Below are 22996 nucleotides of genomic sequence, written 5' to 3' on the forward strand. Positions count from 1 at the left end.
CAAAAGCCCTGAACCACAATGATTTCATTGCAATTCAGGGCTTTCAAGTTTCAGGTATATGACTAAAATTAAGGGTGATTACCAAATTAAGCGTAGTACCATGTATTCTATTCTCGACAAACAACCTAAAAGAGCTAAAGTTTATTGGTTTGTTACAGTCAATGAAACCAATGCACCTTATGAAAGTAATTATACAGTTGATTTACTTGAGACGCATAATGTTGTTAACGTTCAATTGTACTTAGGGTTTAGGAAATCTCAATCCGTTAGTATCTATTTACATCAAATTGTAAATAATCTAGTGGAACAAGGTATTTTAGAGCCACAAATACCCAAATATTCAACAGATCGACATCGGAAAGTCGGCGACTTTAAGTTTGTCATTATAAAGGAACAACCAGCAGATTTAATTGTCAATGATCAGTTAAGCTGGTTAGATAGAAGATTGATTGGGGGACGCATCTATTTGCAGAACATTACGGCCTCACCTGTTTCATGGTATGGTTTGGAGTTTAGCAATGTCATAGAAGAAAGTTCCCCGTTATTTATTACTCAAGATCAGGATCAATACTTAATCCAAAAGAAAATTTATCATCGAGGCAGATTAAGTAAGACTGAAAAATGAGTATGCAGTAGTTTAAGTGCAACAACTAAGTTAGAAAAATTATATTTAGTTTTAATTAATGGGAGCGTGACAGAAGTCATTTATGACTTCGTTTTCACGCCCCCGCGAGCGCAAATAGGGCTCCAGAGTTCGGTTATACCGGACACTGGAGCCCATTTGCGTACCGCGCTGTTCGTATTTGAACTTGGTAAAAGTACTTATGTCACAGCCCCTTTTCGTTAGTCACGGGCAGGTTAAATAATGGTGATTAACACGCTTTGTTAGTAGCTAATCTATTTTCAAAATGGAAGCTAGGGGAAATAGTGACATGAAGCAAGACCATTGATTACGGTCAATCGCCGGCCTGTACCATGTCAACGATTTGCCTATGCTACTGGTAACGGGCGCCGAGAAATTTATTTTCTCAGTCATATTCATAAAGCTAGTTTTGATAACGATTCCAGTAGTCAGCCAGATATTTACTGGTTAGGCTTTGCGGATTAGCAATTAACTTCTCCGGTGCTTCAGCAGCGACGATTTTTCCACCGTTCTTACCACCACGAGGGCCGAGGTCAAGAACATAATCAGCATTGACGACCAGGTTAAGGTCGTGAGTGATTGCCACGACGGTTGCTCCGCGATCAATCAGCTGTTGGATAACGCCCACCAGCGTCTTAACATCGAGGGGATGGAGCCCAATGGTGGGTTCATCAAAGACGAAAAGGGTCGTTGCCTGGTTGTGATTTAGATGTTTAACCAGTTTTAATCGCTGGGCTTCACCACCAGACAAACTGGGAGTACTTTCACCCAGGTGGAGGTAGTCTAAGCCAACCTCTTGGAGCAACTTTAACTCCCGCTCAATCTTTGGAACGTCCTTGAAAACAGGTAGGGCTTGACGGACATCTAACTTTAGAAGGTCCACGATAGAATAATTGTGCCATTTAACTGCTTGAACCGCTTTATTATAGCGATCACCGTTGCAGACAGGGCAGACTTGTTGCATATCGGGGAGAAATTGAATGTCAAGGGTAACAATCCCCGCACCACCACAATTGGGGCAAGCCCCCTGCTTATTGTTATATGAAAAGTAACTGGGGGTAAAGTGCTTTTCCTTTGCCAGTGGCTGGGCGGCAAAAAGCTTTCGTAAGTTGTCCATAATACTGGTGTAGGTGGCAACGGTTGACCGTTGTGTCTTACCAATTGGAGCGGCGTCAACACTGACGACCTCTTTTAGTGGTGATTTCAGTTTGCGGACCTGCTGGGGAAGCTTACCCCCAGTAGCTTGAGCTTTGATTGCAGGAACCAGGCTATCCAGAATCAGACTTGTCTTTCCCGCCCCGGAGAAACCAGTAATCGCACTTAAGCGGTTGATTGGCAGGACGACGTGAACATCTTTTAGGTTGTAATAGTTGGCAACTTCAAAATCAATTTGCTTTTGTGCTGGTTGGTCATCGGGTCTCCGAGCCATTAGCTTAGCTGTTCCGTTTAGGTAAGGTCCAATCTTTGAATGTGGGTTTGCGGTGACTTCTTTTGGTGTCCCTTGGGCAATCACTTGGCCACCCTCATCACCAGAACCTGGGCCAATTTCAATAATCCAGTCGGCATTCTTGATGATGTCAACATTGTGGTCAACGACGACAAGTGAATTTCCCTGATTGACTAATTCTTTGAAAACATTTAAGAGCCCACTGATGTTATCTGGGTGGAGCCCAATTGAGGGCTCATCAAGGATGTAAAGGACCCCTGTTGTTTGGGTGCGCAGTGTCCGGGCTAACTGAATCCGCTGCAGTTCACCAGTCGACAGAGTATTGCCATTTCGTGAGAGAGTTAAGTAATCAAGTCCCAACTCAAGCAGGGGGCGGAGGTTATCGTCAAATTCCTTAAACAGACTGCAGGCCATTTTGTTCATGGCGCTTGGCAGTTCATCTAAGACCTTTTTCTTCCAGGCCTTTAAATCACCAAGGGTGAGGTTGGTGACTTCTGCAATATTTAGGTTGCCAGCCAGTTGTTTGAGAAGTTCGGGTCGTAGTCTTGTTCCATGACAGACAGGGCAGGTTGAGTAGTGGAAAAACTCGCTAATCCTTTTCTGGGCCCGCTCACTCTTGCTGGACTTGGCAGAGGATAAAACGGCAGCGTGAGCATTTTCATAGAGAGCGTTAAAGTCATGGAAAACGCGCCCGGTTCCGGACCGAAAGTCCATTTTAAACTTTTGTTGGGGACCGTTTAAGACAAAGTCCTTCTCCTTAGCAGTCAGGTACTTGTAAGGAACGTGAATCCGGACACCCGCCTGTTCAGCAACACTCGGCATGAAGTTTCGGCCAGGCAGGTGCCAGGAAGCAACGGCACCATCAGCCAGACTAAGGTTTTCGTCACCAATTAATTTATTATCGTCAATTTCTCGCACCTGACCGGTTCCCTGGCAACGAGTACAAGCCCCATCCGAATTAAAGGCGAAGTCTTCAGCACTAAAGGCCTGGAACTTGGCGCCACACTTTGGACAGGTTAGCTGACCCATACTATTGTCGGAACGACTCATCGCTTCGGCAATCTTCAGACTCGGCTTAAGGCGGTGACCATTAGGACAGACGGGTGAACCGAGGCGGGAAAAAATCAGACGAATAACGTTAAAAATCTCACTCATCGTCCCAACCGTTGCTCGTTCAGATGGGATGCTTGGGCGCTGCCTAAGGGCCAGGGCAGAAGGAATGTGTTTGACACTGGTAACCTCCGCCTGGGCTCCTAACTTGATTCGCCGCCGGGTGTAAGTTGAGAGGGCCTCCAGGTAGCGGCGGGATCCTTCTTCATATAAAATTCCCATTGCCAGTGAACTCTTGCCTGAGCCGGATAAACCCGAGATAGCAACGAACTTGTGTAAGGGGATGTCAACGTCGATGTTTTTTAAGTTATGGACCTTGGCACCACGAACTTCGATTTTGGTTGGTAAGTCATTCACACTTAAGACTCCTTCATTAATAATTACTATTTCTAGGTTACCAAACAATAAACGGGAGCGGCAAATAATCCGTTCCCGTTATTTTTATTTATGGTATTTTTGGCTAAGAAAGGAAAACATATCCTGGGGTAAGTGACCAGTAATCCGTTGAAAGTCATCCGTGGTTTTATCCATCAACCCCCTTGCTGCTGCCGCGTACATCGAAGCCAATTCATCCCCGTCCCCTTCGAATCGGTAGATATCAGCAAATTCCCTAATAGAAACTGGTGAGTAACCGATTGGCTGGCCAGTAACCTTAGTCATAATCGTACTTAGTTCGACCATGTTATAGTTCTGCTTCATCGTCAGTAAGTAGTTTTGTCCGTGATCGCGGAGGTAGTTTTTGACGGCCACATGGGCAATTGCCGTGGCGCTGTTCTGACGAGAAATGAAGGACATTGCCTGGTCACCGACCGGGTAGATGACATTTTGCCGTTGAATGAGTTCTGGTAAGTAGGGAACCAGTGGGTCGGCATACAAAGCGTTTTTGATGACTGCATAGCCAAAAGGTGAGCTGGCCAGGCGGGCTGGCAGGTAGGCATAGTAACCCGCCATCTGGAAGGGATTATTAAACTGATCAGCGATGAAACTAACATCAACAATATTCTTGACTCCGGCGGTCTTCATCGCTGTCAGGGTGTTCTCAAATTCATTGATTCGGTCCTGGACATCGTAAGTCAGACTTGGAATATAGATGAGGACATCAACTCCCTGAAAAGCACAGACCATAGTAGAAGTGTCCGTATAATTAATCGCCGCTAGCTGGTAGCCAGCATTCTTCAGGACAGCTGCCTTAGCCGGGGTATGGACACCTAGGCGAATCGCATCCTTGGGATCCTTGGGCACTAACTTTCTTAGTTCCGCTACGACCTTACTGCCGAGGTGACCGGTTGCACCAGTAATAAAGTATTGCATCATTATTTACTTTCTTTCTTTGGTAGCCTCTTTTTGGGCCTGTTTTACGAGGATCGAATCGATAACGTCTGCAAGCTTGAATTGAACGAGCTTAGCTTCCGCCGCAACTTCTGCCTGGTGGTAATAATCAGCCAGGGTGGCTTGAATGTTGCCACCAACAATGCACTCTGGCGCCGTTTTTTCGTCAATTGTGAAGAGGTGGCGCTTGGGGCCCTCGACCGCCAGAAAAATATCGTATAAGGATATTTGATCAAGTGGGCGGGCAATCTGAGGGTCGGCAGAACCATGGACGGTTTTAAGTAATCCCGCCTTCCTGAGGGCACTCATCAAGCGGCGGACAACGACCGGTGATGTTTTGACACTTCCCGCAATATTTTCACTAGTTAGCGGTAACTTACCCTTGTATATCGAAATGAAGGCTAAGATATGAATGCTGTCGCTAAAACGCGTTGAGATTCGCATGTCTATCCATCCTTTCGCTTATTATTGTAACTATATTAGTTACATATGTCCAGGGGCAACACCGCCAATTTCGTACACGTATCAATTGACTTTACATATCCACCCGTACTATATTATTTCCAGCAGCTTAAATTGCCGGAGCTTTTATAGTTACTATAGGAGGCTGAATACCAATGTTGAAGAAAGCAAAATGGTTAGTGATTATTCTTGCAATCATAGTGGTTACAAATTTTGTACCATTAACCGTTAGGGCGAACAGCCGGACACCAATTGTTGTGGGTTCGAAAAGTTTTGCCGAGAGTAAGACCGTCAGTGAAATATACGCGCTGGCCCTCGAACAGGTGGGATACAAGGTGATTCGTAAACCTAATATCGCTAATTCCGTGGTCTACAGGGTGGTTAAGACCGGACAGGTAGACGTCTATCCCGAATATACTGGGACGATTGTTGAGACTTACCTGAAAAAGAATGGCTCCGGTTTAACGGCCCAGCAGATGGCGCGTATTGCCCGCAAAGGAGTACAAAAAGATGGCCTCGTAACCTTTAAATATGCCCCGGGAGACGACCGACAAGGAATCGGAATGCGGAGTAGTGTGGCCAAAAAGTACCACATTAAAACAATTAGTGATCTGCAAAAAAACGCGGCGAAGATTCGTTTTGTTTCGCAGGGAGAGTTTGATAAGCGGGCCGACGCACTTCCAGGAATGAATAAGAAATACGGTAAGTTTAACTTCAAATCACTGCGGGACTACGATGACAGCCTCAAGTACACCATCATGGCGGAAGGAAAGGGTGATGCGGCTCCGGTCTCGACCACTGAGGGTCAGCTCGCTACTAGTAAATATGTACTGTTAAAGGACGATAAGAGTTTGTGGCCATCTTATAACCTTGTTCCGCTGGCAAACAAAAAGTCTGCAAAAGAACACCCCAAGATGGCGGCGGCCCTTGACCGGGTTGACGCTAAGTTGACCACCAAGCAGCTGATTAACCTAAACAAGCAGGTAATGGTTCAGGGAAAGAACTACCGGATGGTCGCCTTGAACTGGTACAAGCAGAATATGCGGTAGAGGAGAGAAAGATGATGACGCCAATTATGCATTATTTTCAAAATGATGGTGGCCAGTACCTACAATATGTCTGGGAGCACCTTTATTTGAGTTTCATCTCGTTAGCGATCTCAATGGCGATTGCACTTCCTCTTGGCTACCTTGGTTCACGAATTCGGTCGCTTGCCGCTGTTTGTACAGCCTTTACCCAGGCACTGCGCATCATTCCGAGCTTGGCCTTACTATTTCTCCTGATTCCCTTTATTGGGACGGGGATGCTGCCGGCAACCATTGCCTTGGTTGCCCTAGCCCTGCCACCGTTACTTATTAACACAATTCTGGGATTCAATGAAGTTAGCCCCCTGTATAAGGAAGTTGGTACCGCACTGGGGATGGATCAGCGCCAATTACGCCGGCAGGTTGAGATCCCCCTGGCACTTCCTTATATCCTAAACGGAGTTAAGCTGGCCCTTGTTGAAATCATCGCCAGTGCGACCCTGGCTACTTACATCGGGGCCGGTGGCCTTGGTACGCTAATCTTTACCGGATTGGGTCTCTACAATATGACGTATGTGGTGATTGGTGGAGTCAGTGTTGCTCTCTTGTCCCTGCTTTCGATGGTGAGTTTTGACCTGGTGATTAGGAGGATGAAGAAGAATGCCTAAGGCAGCAATTCAATTTAAAAACGTGCAAAAGAAATTTGGAAGCCGAACAGTCATTTCTGGCCTTAGCTTTACGATCAACGCGGGGGAATTGGTTACCATCCTGGGTTCGTCCGGCTCGGGGAAAACGACCACGCTGAAGATGGTTAATGGTCTGCTGAAGGCGGATGAAGGCCAGATTCTGGTCGATGGTAAACGGTTGGCTGACCAGGATATTGTCCGTCTTCGTCGTCATATTGGCTACGTTGTGCAACAGGTGGGCCTCTTTCCCCACATGACGGTTGCGGAAAACATCGCAGTGGTACCAAAGATGCTCCACTGGAACGGCAAGCAGATCAAGGAACGTGTCAATGAATTGCTTCAGCTGGTCCAGCTGAACCCCGCCGATTACGCGGGTCGCTACCCGTGTCAGCTCTCCGGCGGACAGCAGCAGCGGGTCGGGGTTGCTCGAGCACTAGCTGTCAATCCTCCGTACGTCCTGTTTGATGAACCATTCGGGGCCCTCGATGCCTTGACCCGGATGGAACTCCAGAAGGAAATCAAGCAGATTCACCAGCAACTCGGTGATAAGACTTTTCTGTTCGTCACCCACGACATTAACGAGGCGCTCTTCTTGGGCCAACGGGTAATGGTTATGCATGAAGGGCAAGTTGAACAGTTTGCCACACCATCGGAGGTAGTTAATCATCCAGCCACTGCTTTCGTTCGCGACCTGCTAGGGACAGTTCAACAAAACAAGAAATTGTGGGGTGGTTATCATGATTGAATATTGGCGGGAAAACTACCCAATTATGCTGATTGAAATGGGGCAGCATGCCGAGATGGTCTTTGCAGCCCTTGCAATCGCCATTACGGTTACGATTATCTTAGTACTCGTCTTCCTTCACCGGCGGAACTGGCTAAACGGGCTCGTCTACTTCTTTTCTTTGCTATATTCGGTGCCGAGTTTTGCGTTATTTGCTCTTCTTCTTCCGGTCACCGGCTTGGGAATGCGGACTGCAATCGTTGTTTTAGCTGTGTATTGTGAGTATGTCTTACTGCGGAGCTTCATTACTGGAATCCAGGAAGTAACCCCCGCGATGGTTGAAGTTGCCCGGGGAATGGGGATGACTAACCGCCAAGTCTTTATGAAGGTTCAGTTACCGTTGGCAGTACCTGCAATTTTCTCCGGCATCCAAGTGGCGCTTGCTTCCGCAATGGGAATTGCTACGATTGCGACTACCATTAATGCGGGCGGCCTCGGCGAACTTCTTTTTGAAGGCTTGCAGACCCAAAAAGTTACCCCAATCCTCTGGGGAACAGTATTAACAATCGTCTTAACGCTGACCAGTGCCGGAATCTTAAGGCTTGTTGAATGGGCTTTTGACCACCGCTGGCGCCGTGTGCTCACTGCCAAGAAGGCGTAATTATGAAAGCTGTAGTAATTAAAGAAGCTGGTGGGCCTGAAAAACTAATTTACCAAGATGTTCCCATGCCAAAAGTTAAGCCAGGGTGGACCCTGATAAAGGTTAAGGGTTTTGGTGTTAACCATTCAGAAATCTTTACACGAAAGGGCCTGTCGCTAACAGTCAAGTTCCCCCGGATCTTAGGGATCGAATGTGTGGGGGTGGTTGCTAAGACAAGTACACCGGACCGGCTGCCAATTGGGCAAAAGGTCGTTTCCATCATGGGGAAAATGGGACGGGCGTTTGACGGCTCATATGCCGAATACACGTTGTTACCCAATGACCAAGTTTACCCGGTTGAAACCAGCCTTGACTGGACGACTTTGGCAACAATTCCCGAAAGCTATTACACCGCCTTTGGGTCACTTTTGAATCTGCAAATAAAGTCCGGCGAACACGTGCTGGTCCGGGGTGGTTCAAGTGGCTTTGGTGTTGCTTTTGTGAACCTCGTCAAAACTTTAGTCCCAGGCGTTCACTTAACGGGCACGACCAGGTCATTGAAGACCAGCAGGGTCACCTGGCAGGAAGGATAAGTTTGATAAGGTTCTGGAACTAATCGGTCCGGCGACGGTTAAGGATAGCTTTACCCACCTCAATGCGGGCGGAATCGTTTGTAGCACTGGCGAGCTCGGCAACAAGTGGTACCTACCACAATTTGACCCCATCATGGACATTGCACCGAATAGCTACCTGACGAGTTTTTACTCGGGAAACGTTGACGAAGCGAAACTAAATGACCTACTAAGAGCGATTGAAAAATACCATGTCCCAGTAAAGCCGAATCGGGTGTTCAGACTTGACCAAGTTGAGGATGCCCACCGCTACTTAGAAGGGCACCATAGTTTCGGCAAGGTTGTTGTAAGAATATAGGTTTAGCGGCGGAATTTGCTTTTTTTATTTGGGTAAAAAACGGTATAATGCAGGCAGAGAATGTTGCAAAGGAGAATTAACGATGAAATTTATTTCATGGAACATTGATTCAATCAACGCGGCGCTGACCGGCACCTCGACCCGGGCCGGTGAAACCCGGGAGGTGCTGCAAAAAATTTATGAGCTTAAGCCAGACGTACTCGCCATCCAAGAGACCAAGCTCTCCAAAGACGGCCCCACCAAGAAGCACTACCAGGCGCTGAATAAGATGTTTCCAGGTTATCAGGTATCCTGGCGAAGTTCCGTTGAGCCAGCACGGAAGGGCTATGCGGGAACAATGTACCTTTACCTGGATAAGTACAGTCCGCAGGTTACCTACCCACAGATCGGTGCACCGGAACCAATGGATGATGAGGGCCGGATCATTACGCTGGAGTTTTCGAACTTTTTCGTTACCGAAGTCTACACGCCAAATTCTGGTAATGGTCTGAAACGACTAGCAGAACGCCAAGTCTGGGATGACCACTACCGGGAATATCTTGAAAAGCTTGATAAGCAAAAGCCAGTAATTGCTAGTGGCGACTTCAACGTGGCCCACGAAGAAATTGACCTGGCCCATCCCGCTAATAACCACCATTCTGCCGGCTTCACCGATGAAGAACGGGAACATTTCACGAAACTACTGGATGCCGGCTTTACGGATAGTTTCCGCTACCTTCATCCGGACGAGAAGGGAGCTTACTCATGGTGGGCCCAACGAGTAATCACCAGCAAGCAAAACAACTCCGGTTGGAGAATTGACTACTGGTTAGTTAGTAATCGCCTTACTGATAAGCTACAATCTTCCACGATGGTTGATAGTGGCAAGCGTCGGGACCACACCCCAATTATGCTTGATATTGATTTATAAAAGAATCCCATTATTCAGCGTCGATGCTGAATAATGGGATTTTATTATTATGCTGGTATTTCTTTATTGGAACGCGTGCGTTTAATCATCTTTTTAACAAGGACGTAGAGGGCAATCACGATTACAATCGCAACCACGGCACCAATCAAACGTTTGTTATCACCCTTAAAGAGGGCATCCCCACCAAAGGCGTAAATGAAAGAAGTCGGCGCCATTCCCACGGCTACCATTGCCAGGTAATGCCAGCGGTTGATATTGAGACGGGCCCCCGCGTAGTTGACCAGGACACTCGGAATGACGGGGACCATGAAGCCAATCGTAAGCCCAATGAGGGGGTGACGCTGGTTCATCAGCGAATTCAGCAGCTTGGACTTCTTGGTACGCCTGGAGAGGTCAATCTTCCGAATGACCGCCATGACACCGCAGTTACCAATGATGTTCCCCAGCCAGTTAATGATAAAACCAATGGCTGGCCCATAGCAAAGGCCAACGAAAATGCAGACAAAGGAATTTGACATCCCGGGAATTGCGTTAAAAGTGGCAATCAACGCCAGGAGTAAAAGCATGTCCTTAATTCCGTGGCTCCGAATCATGTGAAGTAAAATTAGTTTGTTGTGGTGGCTCATGTGGAGAAGCAGAGTTAACTCGGGCCGGTAATCACGGTAAATAAAGTAGAGCAGAATTAGTGAAATGATAATCCCACCGGTAATTAATAGGGGTTTATTTATCTTTTTCATTTGTTTTCCTCCCGAGGAATGGTCAGGCCCGCTTCTTTGAACAGGTCAGTGAGGGTATGGCGGAGCAAGGGGTCGTGGGCATAAATATATGTTCCGTAGACACCGCGCTTAAATAGAACATTCAGTGAATTCATAATCATCCGTTTCTCCAAGCTCGTGATTTCCTGGGGATCGGTTAAATCAGCTCGTTTCTTGAACGCTTCGCTGTCCGTGTACTTGTCAAGGTTGACCTGGAGCCGCTTGCTGGCAGGAACCTGACTGATTGGTGGCCCAATGATGATTCCCGTATAGTTAAGGTCAAAGCCCTGGCAGGTGTAGATGGAGCCAACCTCGTCAATCGTCTGGGGGATCTCCGCCCAGGGCGTAACGGTATAATTATACTGGTCCCATGGCATCTTGAACCGTCCTTCACAGATATAGTGCTTTCCACCATCGAGGGTTGATGGGTACCCGGACGTGGAGAGAATTCGGGAGAGACCGACTTCACTGTTGCGGTGGACAATTGCCTGGCGCATTTTCTCCGCATCATCATATACCCGGAAATCATAGTGGTCACGGGCGTCGCGTGGAATGGGTGTTAACTCGCCTTTACCGGTAAGATGGTTAAACCAGGCAACGAGGTCGTCGCTAGCGGTCATCCGGAACATATGGTGAAGGTGGTACTCCTTAAAGGGATACTGGTGGGTAATTTTTTGCAACCTTTCTGGTGTCCACAGACTTTTCATCCGTAGAACCTGGTACTGGTCAAAGACGATGATCACCACTTTTGCCCGCTTGATGAGTTCAACCAACTGATTGTCATAATAAAAGTTATTGTAGTGGTCGGCCTTTGACAATAGGAGGTGGGCCTCGTCAACTACCGCAACGTCAATCGTCCTCCCGTGCTTATCTAATTGGTTAATCAATGAGGTGGGCCGGGCAAAGTCCTTCTTGTAGAGCTCCGGACGGCGGCCAGCAATTTCCCGGTAAACCTTCAAGATCTCCGGGTGATTGACCAAGAAGTAGTTGCTTGCCTGATAGAAAAGGGAGGATTTATCCTGTCGAGCAGCCGTTTGGATGCGGTCAAATAATTGTGATAAAACAACACTTTTCCCGGTCCCCGCATCACCGTAAACAGTGTATGTGGCCGGGAAATTCTTTTTTAAATGATCACTGGTAAAGTTTAAAATGTCTTCTACCAGTTGCTCCTGTTCCCTAGTCAATTTTTTTAGCGGCGAGATTTTCTCAACCGCAGCATTTTCAATTTCCCCCATAATCAAACCAAGTCCCTTTTTCAAAAAATCTTTACCTAATTATGGTATCTAAATCAGGCTTGTTCGTCAATTTACGGATTCAGTATTTTCGCTGCTTTGTGAAAAGTGATAAAATAATAGGAAATGCAGGAAGCATAAAGTATCGTTTATACCGAAAATCATAAAGGGAGTGGCGATAAATGAATCGGCATCCAGACTATTTACTGAATGAAGTAGATGAACCTGAAGATATCAAAGGGATGACGCTTGATGAACTGAAGCGGTTGGCAAATGAAATGCGCCAACTGGTTCTGGAGCGTGATGCCGCAATCGGCGGACACGTTGGTCCAAACCTCGGGGTAATGGAGTTAACACTTGCTTACCACTATGTTTTTAATTCTCCGCATGATAAAATCATCTGGGATGTTTCCCACCAATGCTATGCTCACAAAATGCTGACGGGAAGAAAGCTGGCCTTCTTGGATCCTGATCACTACAAGGATATTTCGGGATTTACGTCACCGGCCGAGAGTAACCACGACTTCTTTGAAATTGGTCACACCTCAACTTCCATCTCGTTAGCAGTAGGGATGGCCCAAGCTCGGGACCTCTTGAACCCGGATTCCAAGGATAATGTTGTTGCTGTTATTGGTGATGGCTCCTTAAGCGGGGGTCTGGCCTTTGAAGGACTGAATAACGCGGCCAAGCTTAAGTCCAACCTCATTATCGTTGTTAATGATAATCAGATGTCGATTGATGAAAACCAAGGGGGGCTATACCAGGGACTGAAGGAGCTTCGGGAAACTGACGGGGCCTCGCCAAATAATATCTTTAAGTTCATGGGCCTCGACTACCGGTACGTCAAGGATGGCAATGATTTACGGGCCATGATTGACGCCTTTAAGGAAATCAAGGATATTGACCACCCAATCGTGCTCCACGTCAATACACTGAAGGGCAAGGGCTATGAACCGGCAATCAAGGAGAAGATGACTTACCACTGGCGGATGCCATTTGACCTTAAGACGGGTAAAGATAAGCACCCCTTCACTGGTGAGTCGTACAGCGATGCTATTTTAGCTGAGTTGGACCGGCAAATTGCTGCCGGTGAGCCGGTCGTGGCAATGAACGCCGCCATTCCCGGTGCCTTTAACCTGAAAAGATTCCAGGCTAAGCACTCAGATCGCTACTATGACGTAGGTATTGCCGAACAGGACTGCATTAGCTCTGCGGTCGCGATGGCAGTCGCCGGCGCGCGTCCCGTCGTATTTCAAAATGCAACCTTACTGCAGCGGGCGTACGACCAGTTGGTTCACGACATGGCACTAAATGATGCGCCAGTAGTGATGATTGTTCGTGGGGGAACAATCGCTACCGAATCCGCAACTCACCAGGGATCGTTTGATATTTCGATGATCAGTGACCTGCCGAACATTGAATACCTAGCACCGACAAACGTGGAAGAATTGCTTTCAATGTTGAAATGGGCAATCAAACAGACTGACCAACCGGTTGTTATTCGTGAACCAGAGAAACCACTGATTCACGGGGAAGCAACCCAGGAGGATTACAGTAACATCAAATACAATATTGCCCACCACGGGAGTGAGGTTGCCATCATGGCGGTTGGTGACTTCTGGGAGCTAGGTAAGAAAGTTTGTGAAGAACTCAAAAGGAAAATCAATATTGACGCGACATTGATCAATCCCAAGTCACTTACCGGAATTGATCCACAGGTTCTTCATCACCTATCAGAAAATCACGATGTTGTCGTTACTTTGGAAGATGGTAACTTAAGTGGCGGTTTTGGTGAGACCATTGATCGTTACTATGGGCCAACACCGATGAAGGTTCTTAACTTTGGTGCACCACGTGAATTTGCCGATAACGTACCGTTAGAGGTTCTGTACGAATGGTACCACTTGACACCTAAGCAAATCGTTGATGATATCGAAAAGGTTGTTCACTCCTTATAAAGAAGAAGCGCGCCCCACCTGTCTATGAAGACGAAAAGGAATACATCATGTCACTCAGAAGTTCAGTTGCTGCCGGGGTAGGTCATCTTTCCTACTCCGTCTTACACGGAATCTTTAACCGGGGGAGCTCTTTGCCTGGCCTCGTTGCACTTAAACTCGATCCAGACATCCTTTACCACTACAAAGATCGCTATGATTTCGTAATTGTTGGGGGAACCAACGGGAAAACTACGGCGACCGCATTGGCTGTTCAGACCCTCAAGCAAAAGTACCCGGACGTACTCTACAACCCAACCGGGTCCAATATGAAACGGGGAATTGCTACTATCTTCGTTACCGCCCCTAAGCCTAAGAAAAAGGGACTAGCGGTACTTGAGGTCGATGAGGCCAACATTGTCCGTATTGTGAAGTACTTTAAACCCAAGGCCTTCGTCCTCACCAACCTCTTTCGGGACCAACTTGACCGTTACAGTGAACTATACGCAACCTGGGACCGGATGCTAGAGGGTGTACGGATGGCGCCTAAAGCAACCATTATTGCTAACGCTGATGACCCCATCTTTAATTCCGTTGACTTGCCAAACCCCCGTATCTGGTATGGCTTTAACGACCAGCCGATGGGCGATTTAGAAGCCCCATCAAACACCGATGGGGTGGTTTGTCCGAAGTGTCACCACATCATCCACTACGGATTCATTACTTATGGTGGCTTGGGTGCTTACTTCTGCCCTAATTGTGGCCACAAACGTCCGAAGTTGGATTATGAGGTAACTACCGTTGAGCGAATGACATCGGCGGACTCGGTAGTTAAATTTGATGGGAACGAATTTAAGATTCCCGTTGGGGGGGCCTACAATATTTATAATGCCCTGGCAGCCTACTCACTAGCTCGCTTTATGGGCGTAAACAGCAGCAGTATTAAAAACGCGTTTGTGGAAAGCCCCGAAATTTTCGGCCGCCAGGAAAAGGTGCAAATTGGTGACAAGGAAATGGTCATTATTATGGTCAAAAACCAAATCGGGGTCGACACCGTCCTAGATATGATTAAAACCGACAAAGAGCCGTTTTCCTTTGCCTTCTTACTTACCGCCTTACCAGCAGACGGCGAAGACACTTCCTGGATTTGGGACTGCAATTTTGAAACCCTCAAGGGCCATAATATCCCTTACTACCTAGTCGGTGCGGCCAACTATAAGGATGCCGCGACCCGCTTTAAGTTTGGTGGCTTTAAGGGTGTGAATGTTGAACCAGACCCGGCAAAATTGATTGACCGGATCAAGGAGATTCCTACAAAGCGCATGTATGTAGTAACCTGCTATACCGCCATGCGGCAGCTCCGGAAAGCACTGGCAGAACAGAAGCTGATCGATGGGGGGATGGAATAATGGCAAAGTATCAATTACAATTAGCCCATCTTTATGGGAACCTGCTGAATACTTATGGTGACCTCGGTAATATCATGGCATTAAAGTACTATGGCCAGCTCTTAGACACTGATGTGCAAAGTCGAGTTGTCAGTGTAGAAGATGAGTTCTCGGCAGACGACTACGACTTAATCGTCCTTGGTGCCGGTCAGAAGTTTGAGCAGTCGATCGCGCGAGAAGACATTGATAGTAAACGTGACGAACTCCACCGTTACATTGAAGGTGGCAAGCCCATGCTGGCGGTCGGTGAGGGTTACCAACTGTTGGGACAATCATATATTAACCAGCGTAACGAAAAAGTTGCCGGAGATAAACTGCTATCCCACCGTAGCGAATTACCGACCGATGGCGAACCGGTCCAGGGTGAGTTGGTTATTAAATCTTTGTTGGGGACCAATATGCATGGTCATGAAAACCACGATCTGGTAACCTTCCTGGGCAATGGTGAAAAGGCTCTGGGGACCGTAATTGAGGGAGTTGGTAATAATCGTGATGACGATACGGAAGGAGCGGTCTACAAAAACACCTTCTGTACCAACATGCATACCGTCCTCGACCGTAATGGTGAGTTGGCGAAGAAGATGTTATTAGTAGCGCTAGCAAATAAGTACCCAGACGCGGATTTAACAGTCCAGCAGAATGTTAAGATTGAATCACCTTATTAGAATTAGGAGCGAAACTAAAAAATCAGGCAGTGGATTTACACCATTGCCTGATTTTTTATATACAGTATTTTGGGAAAGGGTTTCACCTCTTCCAAAAACGATTAGCAATCTGCTCATCGAAGTAGCAAAGTTTGTTAACCTCGAGGGTCTTCAGGTAGGTAATCAACTCAATTGCAGAGCTCGGACTAAGTTCGTTGACCGCGTTGAGACCCATTCCCGTCGGTACGGTCTCGCTCATCGCCGTTACCTGGTTGCCATCCTTAATTTCTACTTGGGAGCAAGAAATTGCCCACCGTCCACCAACATTCGGTGCAAAGACAAAAAACATGTTAAAGTCAGTAGAAAGATAGGCGGGCAAGCCCCAGGCAACATCATCAATTGGCTGGGGGAACATGTCACCTTGGAAGGCAAATTTATCAATATTGAGGGTGGTTGGTTGGACACGGAGCATGAACATGGTGTTTTCAAATTCACGCATGCCGAGTTTCATTTCTGGTCGTATTTGTGGGTGCATCATTAATCTCCCTATTCAAAATGGGTGCGGTAAAACTGGTACTTCTGCTTGATATCCTTGAGAGGCTTATCCATAACATGTTCGTAGCCCTGATCATCAACTAAGAAATGCTTATCGACCAGGTGGTCAAACCTAATTCGCAAGAGGGGCTTTTTATTAAGAACCGGTGTCAGGTCGGTGGACATAATATCTAGCCGACTAAGGTAGGTGGGAACGAGAAGCGATTGGGTTTCTTTGAAAAGGTCACCTAGGACGTCCGCGTAGACGTGGTCAGCGTACTTTAGTTCACATTCTTCTAAGCGGTCATAATACTCTTCTCTGGTTAGCCCCCGGGTATTCTTAATGTTATGCTGCTCATCATATTGGTGAGTCAGGTAGGCATCCCAATCACGAAAAGCATAGGTTGTCATTTTAATCATCAACTTTTTTCCTTCATGATTGACGTTACTCGGTACTAGCTCTCCTTGGGGATCAACCATATAAGGACGGACAAGGTGCTGGGCAACAAGGTAATAGAAGGTCCCGGAAGTAAGTTCACGGTCATGGTCAGCCGAGTAAAGCTTCCCCGTCCCGTCTAGCTTGGGAAGCTTGCCCAAGCTGAGGCGGGTCTGATTAACTGCATAGATGATGTCCTCGATTTCTTGGTCAATCACTGGCCGCTTACTAATAGCCTGAAGAATACTGGTGTAGAGCCGCATTAGGTTGGCCAACTCAGATTGCTGGTTAAAGTAGACACCCCCCTGCCGTTCGTACTTCCTGGTCTCTCGTTCCAGCTGCTCTTCGATGGTAAGGGCGAGGCGCTCGACCTTGACCGGTAGTTCAGGCTGGTCAAAAGCGGCCGTAGCGACTTCATGAACGGCTGCCCTGATGACGGGGCGCATCTCAATAAAATCTGGAAAGTCGAACACGTTTTGAAAGTCATTATGGGCTGCACGTTGGTACGCAGCCTGCTTAAAGTCATACTGTTGTGGTTTCATAATCTTCCTCCGCTATCATATTACTAGTATAGACACTTTCTGCAGAGAATAATATTGGCGATTATCCTGATTTATTCGATGTTGGGAAATCAGTTATAATTAGGGAGATAATCAATCTTGAAGGGCGCAGAAAAAATGAGAAGAGAAATTTCAATTGTACTGTTTATGATTCTGACTAGCTTAATATTCCCGGCTGTTCCTGCTCGCGCCAATAGTCACCGAATCGTTACTGACATGAGCGGTAAGAGAGTCCAAATTCCGGCCAAGACTAGGCGGGTAGCCGACCTTTGGCACGCGAATAACCAGGTGGTCCTCTTATTGGGAGGGCAGAAAAAGATTGTGGCAACGACACCACTCGTCAAAAAGCAGCATTGGTTTGTGACGGTTGATCCCGGAATCAAAAGGGTGACAGCGCCGTTTGCAGGCAACCAGATGCAGGTTGAGGAGTTAATAAAAGCCAAGCCAGACGTGGTGATTGCGGTCGACCCGGGACAGGTTAAAACGGCCCGGCAAGCCAAGTTACCGGTAGTCAATGCAATGTATTCGAACTTTGCAGGGCTAAAAAAGTCGGTGACGTTGACGGCCGCAGTCCTGGGGGGCTCGGCACCCCAGATTGCTAAAGAATACAACCGTCAGCTGGATGGTAATATTGCGTTAGTACGACACCGCTTAAATGGTGTTGCGCACCACCCATCGGTTGTCCATTTTGTAAACGCCCAAGACTTAACAAAAGTTGACGGTCGTCAGACCATTGTGGATGAGTGGATTAAAACTGCTGGTGGTAAAAATGCCATTAACAAGAGGGGTAACCAAATTACCATTACTGCCGAAGAACTTCTAAAGGCTAACCCCCGGGTAATCATTGTGGGGAGCTGTTCTACTACTCAAGCACGGCGAGCTCTTCAAAAAGACCACCAGTTAAGAAACCTAACGGCGGTTAAAAAGGATAGGGTTTATGGCAACCCCCAGGGGACATTCCCGTGGGACCGTTATAGTGCCGAAGAAGCGCTTCAGGTCCTCTGGGCAGCTAAGCTTTTGCACCCCAAACAAATGAAGAATGTAAATATGGAAAAGCAAACTCAAAAATTCTATCAGAAGTATTACCACTACCAGCTTTCCAACCATCAGACAAAAGAAATTTTAAACGGGACAAATTAGATTTCTAACTGGCAGGTGTACCGTTTAAGGTGCGGCAAATAAACGAGGTCTAATGAAGTCTGGTAAACAGTTGATAGTTTTTCCTTGGTCATTAACCGGTCACGGGGTCCTACCTCTAAACGGCCGTTAGGGTAAAATAGACCCACGGCACTATTCAAGAGGAAAACATGGTCCGGTAAGTGGGTCGTTAAGACGATTGCAATCCCGCTACTTGCAAGGGACTTAAGGATTGTTAAGACTTCTTTCTGCCGGTTTAGGTCTAAAGCAGCCATTGGCTCGTCCAAGATTAAAAGTTGTGGCTCTTGAACCAAGGCTTTAATAATTGTTACTAGCTGCTGCTGCCCCCCACTGAGCGCGGAGAGTGGCTTGTCCTGAAGTGAGCCTAGGCCGACTTTCTGAAGCTGGGTGATAATCAGCTGGAAGTCGCTTCTACCTGGGGTCTGTAGGATATTAAGAAAGGGGGCTCGGGCGGTTAATAGGTAATCCATCACCGACAAGTTGGTATTGATCTGATAGTTCTGAGGGACGTAGGCGACCTGGCGGGCAATCTGACGACGACTCAACTGCCCAATACTCGTTTTGTTAATCAAGATTTTCCCTGCCTGGGGACGGTTTAATCCCAGCAAACACTTCAAAAGGGTAGATTTTCCCACCCCGTTTGGTCCAAGAATGGTAAAAATTTCGCCCGGGTTGATGTTAAGACTGATATTTTTAAATACGGGATGCTGAGAGCGGTAAGCAAAGGAAATGTGGTTGGCTGACAGTAATGTCATAATAATTTCACCCGGTTCTTCAATAGAATATAGACAAACAGCGGTGCCCCAATAAAGCCCGTGAGGATGCTCAGGGGAATTTCACCAGCCGATAAGCTGCGGGCCAAGGTATCAACGAGTAGTAGAAAACAAGCGCCAAAAATCGCTGATAGGGGCAGGGCATAGCGGCTGTCATCACCCGTCAACGCCTTTGCCATATGGGGGATGACCAAACCAACCCAGCCGATATTACCACTGAGGCAAACGGTCCCCGCAGTTAGGATTGTTCCCGCAGAAATTAATAGCAGACGCTCACGGTGAATATTAATTCCTTGAGTACTGGCGATGGTCTCACCAAGGGAAAGAATTGTCAGGTGCCACCGTAACAAAAACAAAAGGCCGGCACCAATTATTAGTGTCGGGAGGACCGCTAAGATATTCGTGAAATCGACCTTAGCCAGGCTGCCCAACTGCCAATAAACAATACTTTGGAGCTGGGAATCAGGATCAGCAATGTACTTGAGGAGGCCAATCAAGGCCTGCATGAATCCCGAGACGACAATTCCAGCTAACACTAAAATTAGGGTACCGTGCTGCTTAATTAGTCGCGCCAGCAATAGGGTCAATGAAACAGCAATTAACCCGCCAGCAAACGCTAGTAACTGGGTAAGCCAGATTCCGCCACCGAGCAGGATTGCCGTCGCCGCTCCAACAGCAGCCCCATAAGAAACACCCAGAATATCGGGTGAAACGAGGGGATTATAAAAAATGCTCTGAAAAGCACATCCGGCGGCCGCTAACCCACCCCCAATTAGTAGGGATCCAATTATTCGTGGCAGGCGGATTGTGTAAAGAACACTGCTAATGGCTGGATTAGCGGCGGGCTTTACAAGAGCGTCCCAAAGTTCATCAGGTGAAAGCGTAATTCGCCCGCAGAAGAGTGCACAGGTAGTCAGCAAAACTATGACAATAATTCCACCGATGAAGGTTAGTCTTATATGCTGCTGTTTAGTCAATGTTTGCACTCCCTACAGGTTGCAGCCTTGCCAAGAGGCGGCCAACGTTTTTCTCAGTTTTCAGTAGTTCTGCAAAGTCGTACTTGATTGGCTTATGGACCGGTTTTGCACCACACTGTTTAAGCTGGTAAGAAAAAACGTCCACGGCGCACGCAAAGCAACTGGGGCCAAAAGTACGGTCACCGGCCCCGACAATCAAGAACTTTAAATCAGGTAGTTGAAGATTCTTGAGGCCGTTAAGGAAAGCTTCGTCCGTTGGTTGAAGGTAACCCTCACTATAGGTACATGGACAGATGATTACCAGGTCATAGTCCGCTAGTCTTTTGGAATCAAATTCCCCAATGCCCGCCGTGTCAACCGGTATAAATAAGTGCTGGTAAATAAATTTACCCATTTCAAGGTTATGTCCATAAATGGTTGAGTAAAGTATTAGTATCTTCATATCCGTTAATTTTCTCCTTTAAATACTAGTATAACAGGCGTTTAGCGGATCAATTATTAGGGAAATAACTAATTCTAATCAGTGATTTTCTTTGTCATAATAGTATATTGAAAGTAGGTGGTTGCGTTTGCACTATATTAGGATTAGTGATGACCCGATTAACATCGCCCCTTTATACCGCAAGCTGGTTGACCCACGTTACGGGGGAATTGACATATTCGTAGGGACGGTTCGTCAATGGACCGGTGATATTGAAACGAGAAAGATTACGTATTCTGCGTATCAGTCGATGGCTGAGCGCCAGTTAGCAAAGATTGCTGCGCCAATTGAGGCCCAGGGTGGTCGAGTGGTAATTGCCCACCGCACCGGGACCCTTAACCTGACTGATATTGCGGTCTTTGTGGGGGTGGCGGCTGTTCACCGTGCAGAAGCATTTAAATGGTGCCAGCAGGTGATTGATACGTTAAAGCATGAGGTCCCAATTTGGAAGAAAGAGTATGACACAGATAAAGTGAGGTGGGGGAACTGATGCAAATAACGATAAAACTATTCGCCTTTTTGCAAGATCAGCTGGGCCCGACTGTGACCGTTGAGCTGGATTCCCCAGTGACGGTTGAAAAGATTTTTTCTGCAGTTGCGAAGCAAAGCCTTGCGATCAAGGCGGTTTTAGAAAATTCGCGCCTAGCGGTAAACCAAGAATTTGTTTCGGAAAATGAGCTGGAAATTACCCCAACTGATGAAATTGCAATCATTCCGCCCGTCAGTGGCGGCTAATTACCTTTCTGATTTTGATCAATTAATTTTGGAGGAGAATTTGATATGTCAAATGTAAAAGATGTTGCGCATGGCAACCGGGCAAATGCGTACACGGCACTTATTCTATCTACTTTAGCAATGATTGTTTGTTTTATGTCGTGGTCGAACTTTGCCCCGTTAGCTTCACAGGTTGCCCAGATGTTTAACTTGAGTGTTTCGGAGCGGACATTACTTTTAGCTACGCCGGTACTACTGGGATCAATCATGCGGATTCCGGTGGGAATTTTGAGTGACCGTTACGGGGGAAAGAAGGTTTATCTAATTCTGATGGCCTTCATCTTAATTCCTTTAATTATGATTCCGCGCGTTCACAGCTTTGGGATGCTCCTGTTTGCGGCCCTACTGGTCGGTATGTCTGGGACTTCGTTTGCCGTTGGTGTTTCGTACGCCTCCGTTTGGTTTCCGGCAGAACAACAAGGTTTAGCACTGGGAATCGTTTCCATGGGGAACATGGGGAATGCGGTTGCAGCTATGACCCTGCCTTATATTTCCAAGGCGGCGGGCTTTGATGCGGTTTACTATTTCTTGATTATCCTGACGATTATTATTGGCGTACTGTTCGCAATTTTCTGCAAGGAAATGCCGGTCGACAAGAGTAAAACGATCTCCGGAGCCCTTTCCGTAACTAAGGATGGCGGTACCTGGTATCTCTCACTGTTCTACTTCCTAACCTTCGGCTTGTTTGTGTCATTTACTAACCTGACGCCAACCTTCTTGACCGGAATGTTTAAATACAACCCAGTTACTGCCGGTCTTTACTCAGCACTGTTCGCCTTCGTATGTACCTTGGTTCGGCCCCTCGGTGGTTACATTGCTGACAAGAAGCGACCGATGGGCATTCTACAGTGGGTCTTTGTTGCCATTATTATCTTTACCCTGCTGATTATGGTTAGTTTCCACAATGAAGGAATGTTTATTGCCGGAATTGTTTTGGTCGGTTTAGCCGCTGGTATTGGTAACGGGGTTGTCTTCAAGATGGTTCCGTATGTTTCCAAGGGTAATACCGGTGCCGTTACCGGATTTGTCGGTGCGGTTGGTGGCCTGGGTGGTTTCTTCCCACCATTAGTAATTGGTTATATTTACCAATGGACTGGTAGTTACGAACTTGGCCTGACACTATTGGCATTGACTGGAGTAATTTGCTGGTTTGCTCTGTGGAAGCATTATATTCACGGTGATGTTCACATCGTCAAATAACAAACAACTATTAAATAACAAAAGAAAGGGGCTGTGACATAAGTCCCAAATAATTAACGGAGTTAGATGAAATCTTCGGATTTCATTTAACTCCATTTTCCTTTAAAATATTAGTAAAAGAAAAGACATCCTCAATTGTCAAGTTAAGTGCAACACTAATGGCCTATTCTTATAATTGGTCTAG

General features: G+C 46.9%; 24 protein-coding genes and 1 pseudogene. 15 read left to right on the plus strand and 10 right to left on the minus strand.

The window, feature by feature from the left end; translation table 11 throughout:
- Positions 1 to 55: 55 nt before the first annotated feature.
- Positions 56 to 625 (plus strand): annotated as a pseudogene (locus FD32_RS05695) (KUP/HAK/KT family potassium transporter); the annotation flags it as partial.
- Positions 626 to 1046: 421 nt separating this feature from the next.
- Here the strand turns inward: FD32_RS05695 and FD32_RS05700 are convergent.
- The 3 genes from FD32_RS05700 to FD32_RS05710 form a co-directional block, all read right to left on the minus strand.
- Positions 1047 to 3557, minus strand: a complete 2511-nt coding sequence (locus FD32_RS05700; protein ID WP_235803776.1) for an ATP-binding cassette domain-containing protein — start codon at positions 3555 to 3557, stop codon at positions 1047 to 1049.
- An 84-nt stretch (positions 3558 to 3641) separates the two neighbouring features.
- Positions 3642 to 4511 carry an NmrA family NAD(P)-binding protein gene (locus FD32_RS09835; protein ID WP_047769917.1) on the minus strand — a complete coding sequence of 290 codons (870 nt, stop codon included), beginning with the start codon at positions 4509 to 4511 and terminating at the stop codon, positions 3642 to 3644.
- Between the two features lie 6 nt (positions 4512 to 4517).
- A complete protein-coding gene (locus FD32_RS05710) occupies positions 4518 to 4973 on the minus strand; it encodes an Rrf2 family transcriptional regulator (protein ID WP_047769915.1) in 456 nt (151 codons plus the stop codon).
- A gap of 173 nt (positions 4974 to 5146) precedes the next feature.
- Here FD32_RS05710 and FD32_RS05715 point away from each other — a divergent pair, with 173 nt between their 5' ends.
- The 7 genes from FD32_RS05715 (at position 5147) to FD32_RS05740 (ending at position 9906) form a co-directional block, all read left to right on the plus strand.
- Positions 5147 to 6040: a glycine betaine ABC transporter substrate-binding protein gene (locus tag FD32_RS05715; protein WP_047769913.1), complete on the plus strand. Its 894-nt coding sequence runs from the start codon at positions 5147 to 5149 to the stop codon at positions 6038 to 6040.
- Between the two features lie 11 nt (positions 6041 to 6051).
- Positions 6052 to 6684, plus strand: coding sequence for an ABC transporter permease (locus tag FD32_RS05720; protein ID WP_047769911.1), 633 nt, complete (start codon positions 6052 to 6054; stop codon positions 6682 to 6684).
- A complete protein-coding gene (locus FD32_RS05725) occupies positions 6677 to 7447 on the plus strand; it encodes an ABC transporter ATP-binding protein (protein ID WP_056962135.1) in 771 nt (256 codons plus the stop codon). The genes FD32_RS05720 and FD32_RS05725 overlap by 8 nt, the downstream gene beginning before the upstream one ends.
- A complete protein-coding gene (locus FD32_RS05730; RefSeq protein ID WP_047769907.1) occupies positions 7440 to 8087 on the plus strand; it encodes an ABC transporter permease in 648 nt (215 codons plus the stop codon). The genes FD32_RS05725 and FD32_RS05730 overlap by 8 nt, the downstream gene beginning before the upstream one ends.
- 2 nt (positions 8088 to 8089) lie before the next feature.
- Complete coding sequence (locus FD32_RS10445; RefSeq protein ID WP_337588858.1) at positions 8090 to 8659, plus strand: alcohol dehydrogenase catalytic domain-containing protein; 570 nt, start codon at positions 8090 to 8092, stop codon at positions 8657 to 8659.
- Between the two features lie 22 nt (positions 8660 to 8681).
- A complete protein-coding gene (locus FD32_RS10450) occupies positions 8682 to 8996 on the plus strand; it encodes a zinc-binding dehydrogenase (RefSeq protein ID WP_338039948.1) in 315 nt (104 codons plus the stop codon).
- Between the two features lie 82 nt (positions 8997 to 9078).
- Positions 9079 to 9906, plus strand: a complete 828-nt coding sequence (locus FD32_RS05740) for an exodeoxyribonuclease III (protein WP_047769905.1) — start codon at positions 9079 to 9081, stop codon at positions 9904 to 9906.
- A gap of 47 nt (positions 9907 to 9953) precedes the next feature.
- On the opposite strand, the gene FD32_RS05745 is transcribed toward FD32_RS05740, so the two are convergent.
- Entirely contained in the window at positions 9954 to 10643 is a 690-nt protein-coding gene (locus tag FD32_RS05745; RefSeq protein ID WP_047769904.1) for a TVP38/TMEM64 family protein, read from the minus strand.
- A complete protein-coding gene (locus FD32_RS05750; protein WP_047769923.1) occupies positions 10640 to 11896 on the minus strand; it encodes a DUF2075 domain-containing protein in 1257 nt (418 codons plus the stop codon). The genes FD32_RS05745 and FD32_RS05750 overlap by 4 nt, the downstream gene beginning before the upstream one ends.
- Positions 11897 to 12075: 179 nt before the next feature.
- Between FD32_RS05750 and FD32_RS05755 the strand changes: the two genes are divergently transcribed.
- From FD32_RS05755 to FD32_RS05765, 3 genes are read left to right on the plus strand one after another with little or no spacing between them, the layout of a single operon-like run.
- Positions 12076 to 13851 carry a 1-deoxy-D-xylulose-5-phosphate synthase gene (locus FD32_RS05755; RefSeq protein WP_047769902.1) on the plus strand — a complete coding sequence of 592 codons (1776 nt, stop codon included), beginning with the start codon at positions 12076 to 12078 and terminating at the stop codon, positions 13849 to 13851.
- Positions 13852 to 13898: 47 nt separating this feature from the next.
- Complete coding sequence (locus FD32_RS05760) at positions 13899 to 15236, plus strand: Mur ligase family protein (RefSeq protein WP_047769900.1); 1338 nt, start codon at positions 13899 to 13901, stop codon at positions 15234 to 15236.
- Positions 15236 to 15940, plus strand: a complete 705-nt coding sequence (locus FD32_RS05765; protein ID WP_047769898.1) for a type 1 glutamine amidotransferase — start codon at positions 15236 to 15238, stop codon at positions 15938 to 15940. The genes FD32_RS05760 and FD32_RS05765 overlap by 1 nt, the downstream gene beginning before the upstream one ends.
- Positions 15941 to 16022: 82 nt before the next feature.
- Here FD32_RS05765 and FD32_RS05770 read toward each other — a convergent pair whose 3' ends face one another.
- Positions 16023 to 16454 carry a hypothetical protein gene (locus FD32_RS05770; RefSeq protein ID WP_047769896.1) on the minus strand — a complete coding sequence of 144 codons (432 nt, stop codon included), beginning with the start codon at positions 16452 to 16454 and terminating at the stop codon, positions 16023 to 16025.
- 11 nt (positions 16455 to 16465) lie between these two features.
- The gene (locus FD32_RS05775) at positions 16466 to 17431 is read right to left on the minus strand and encodes a hypothetical protein (RefSeq protein WP_047769894.1); all 966 of its coding nucleotides are present in this window, start codon (positions 17429 to 17431) and stop codon (positions 16466 to 16468) included.
- 165 nt (positions 17432 to 17596) lie between these two features.
- On the opposite strand from FD32_RS05775, the gene FD32_RS05780 reads away from it, so the two are divergent.
- Entirely contained in the window at positions 17597 to 18589 is a 993-nt protein-coding gene (locus FD32_RS05780) for an ABC transporter substrate-binding protein (protein ID WP_420323859.1), read from the plus strand.
- Here the strand turns inward: FD32_RS05780 and FD32_RS05785 are convergent.
- Genes FD32_RS05785 through FD32_RS05795 form a run of 3 tightly spaced genes read right to left on the minus strand, consistent with a single transcriptional unit; the run spans position 18586 to position 20799 of the window.
- The gene (locus FD32_RS05785; RefSeq protein ID WP_047769892.1) at positions 18586 to 19362 is read right to left on the minus strand and encodes an ABC transporter ATP-binding protein; all 777 of its coding nucleotides are present in this window, start codon (positions 19360 to 19362) and stop codon (positions 18586 to 18588) included. The genes FD32_RS05780 and FD32_RS05785 overlap by 4 nt on opposite strands.
- Positions 19359 to 20357, minus strand: a complete 999-nt coding sequence (locus FD32_RS05790) for a FecCD family ABC transporter permease (protein ID WP_047769890.1) — start codon at positions 20355 to 20357, stop codon at positions 19359 to 19361. Before FD32_RS05790 ends, FD32_RS05785 begins: the two co-directional genes overlap by 4 nt.
- Positions 20350 to 20799 (minus strand): flavodoxin domain-containing protein, encoded by a 450-nt coding sequence (locus FD32_RS05795; protein WP_047769888.1) that lies wholly within the window; start codon positions 20797 to 20799, stop codon positions 20350 to 20352. The genes FD32_RS05790 and FD32_RS05795 overlap by 8 nt, the downstream gene beginning before the upstream one ends.
- Positions 20800 to 20926: 127 nt before the next feature.
- Between FD32_RS05795 and FD32_RS05800 the strand changes: the two genes are divergently transcribed.
- The 3 genes from FD32_RS05800 to FD32_RS05810 are packed head-to-tail and all read left to right on the plus strand — an operon-like array spanning position 20927 to position 22812.
- Entirely contained in the window at positions 20927 to 21328 is a 402-nt protein-coding gene (locus FD32_RS05800) for a molybdenum cofactor biosynthesis protein MoaE (RefSeq protein ID WP_047769886.1), read from the plus strand.
- Positions 21328 to 21573 carry a MoaD/ThiS family protein gene (locus FD32_RS05805; protein ID WP_047769884.1) on the plus strand — a complete coding sequence of 82 codons (246 nt, stop codon included), beginning with the start codon at positions 21328 to 21330 and terminating at the stop codon, positions 21571 to 21573. The genes FD32_RS05800 and FD32_RS05805 overlap by 1 nt, the downstream gene beginning before the upstream one ends.
- Positions 21574 to 21618: 45 nt before the next feature.
- Entirely contained in the window at positions 21619 to 22812 is a 1194-nt protein-coding gene (locus FD32_RS05810; protein ID WP_047769882.1) for a nitrate/nitrite transporter, read from the plus strand.
- Positions 22813 to 22996: the final 184 nt, after the last annotated feature.

The sequence above is a fragment of the Limosilactobacillus panis DSM 6035 genome, assembly GCF_001435935.1.
Taxonomy (GTDB): Bacteria; Bacillota; Bacilli; order Lactobacillales; family Lactobacillaceae; genus Limosilactobacillus; species Limosilactobacillus panis.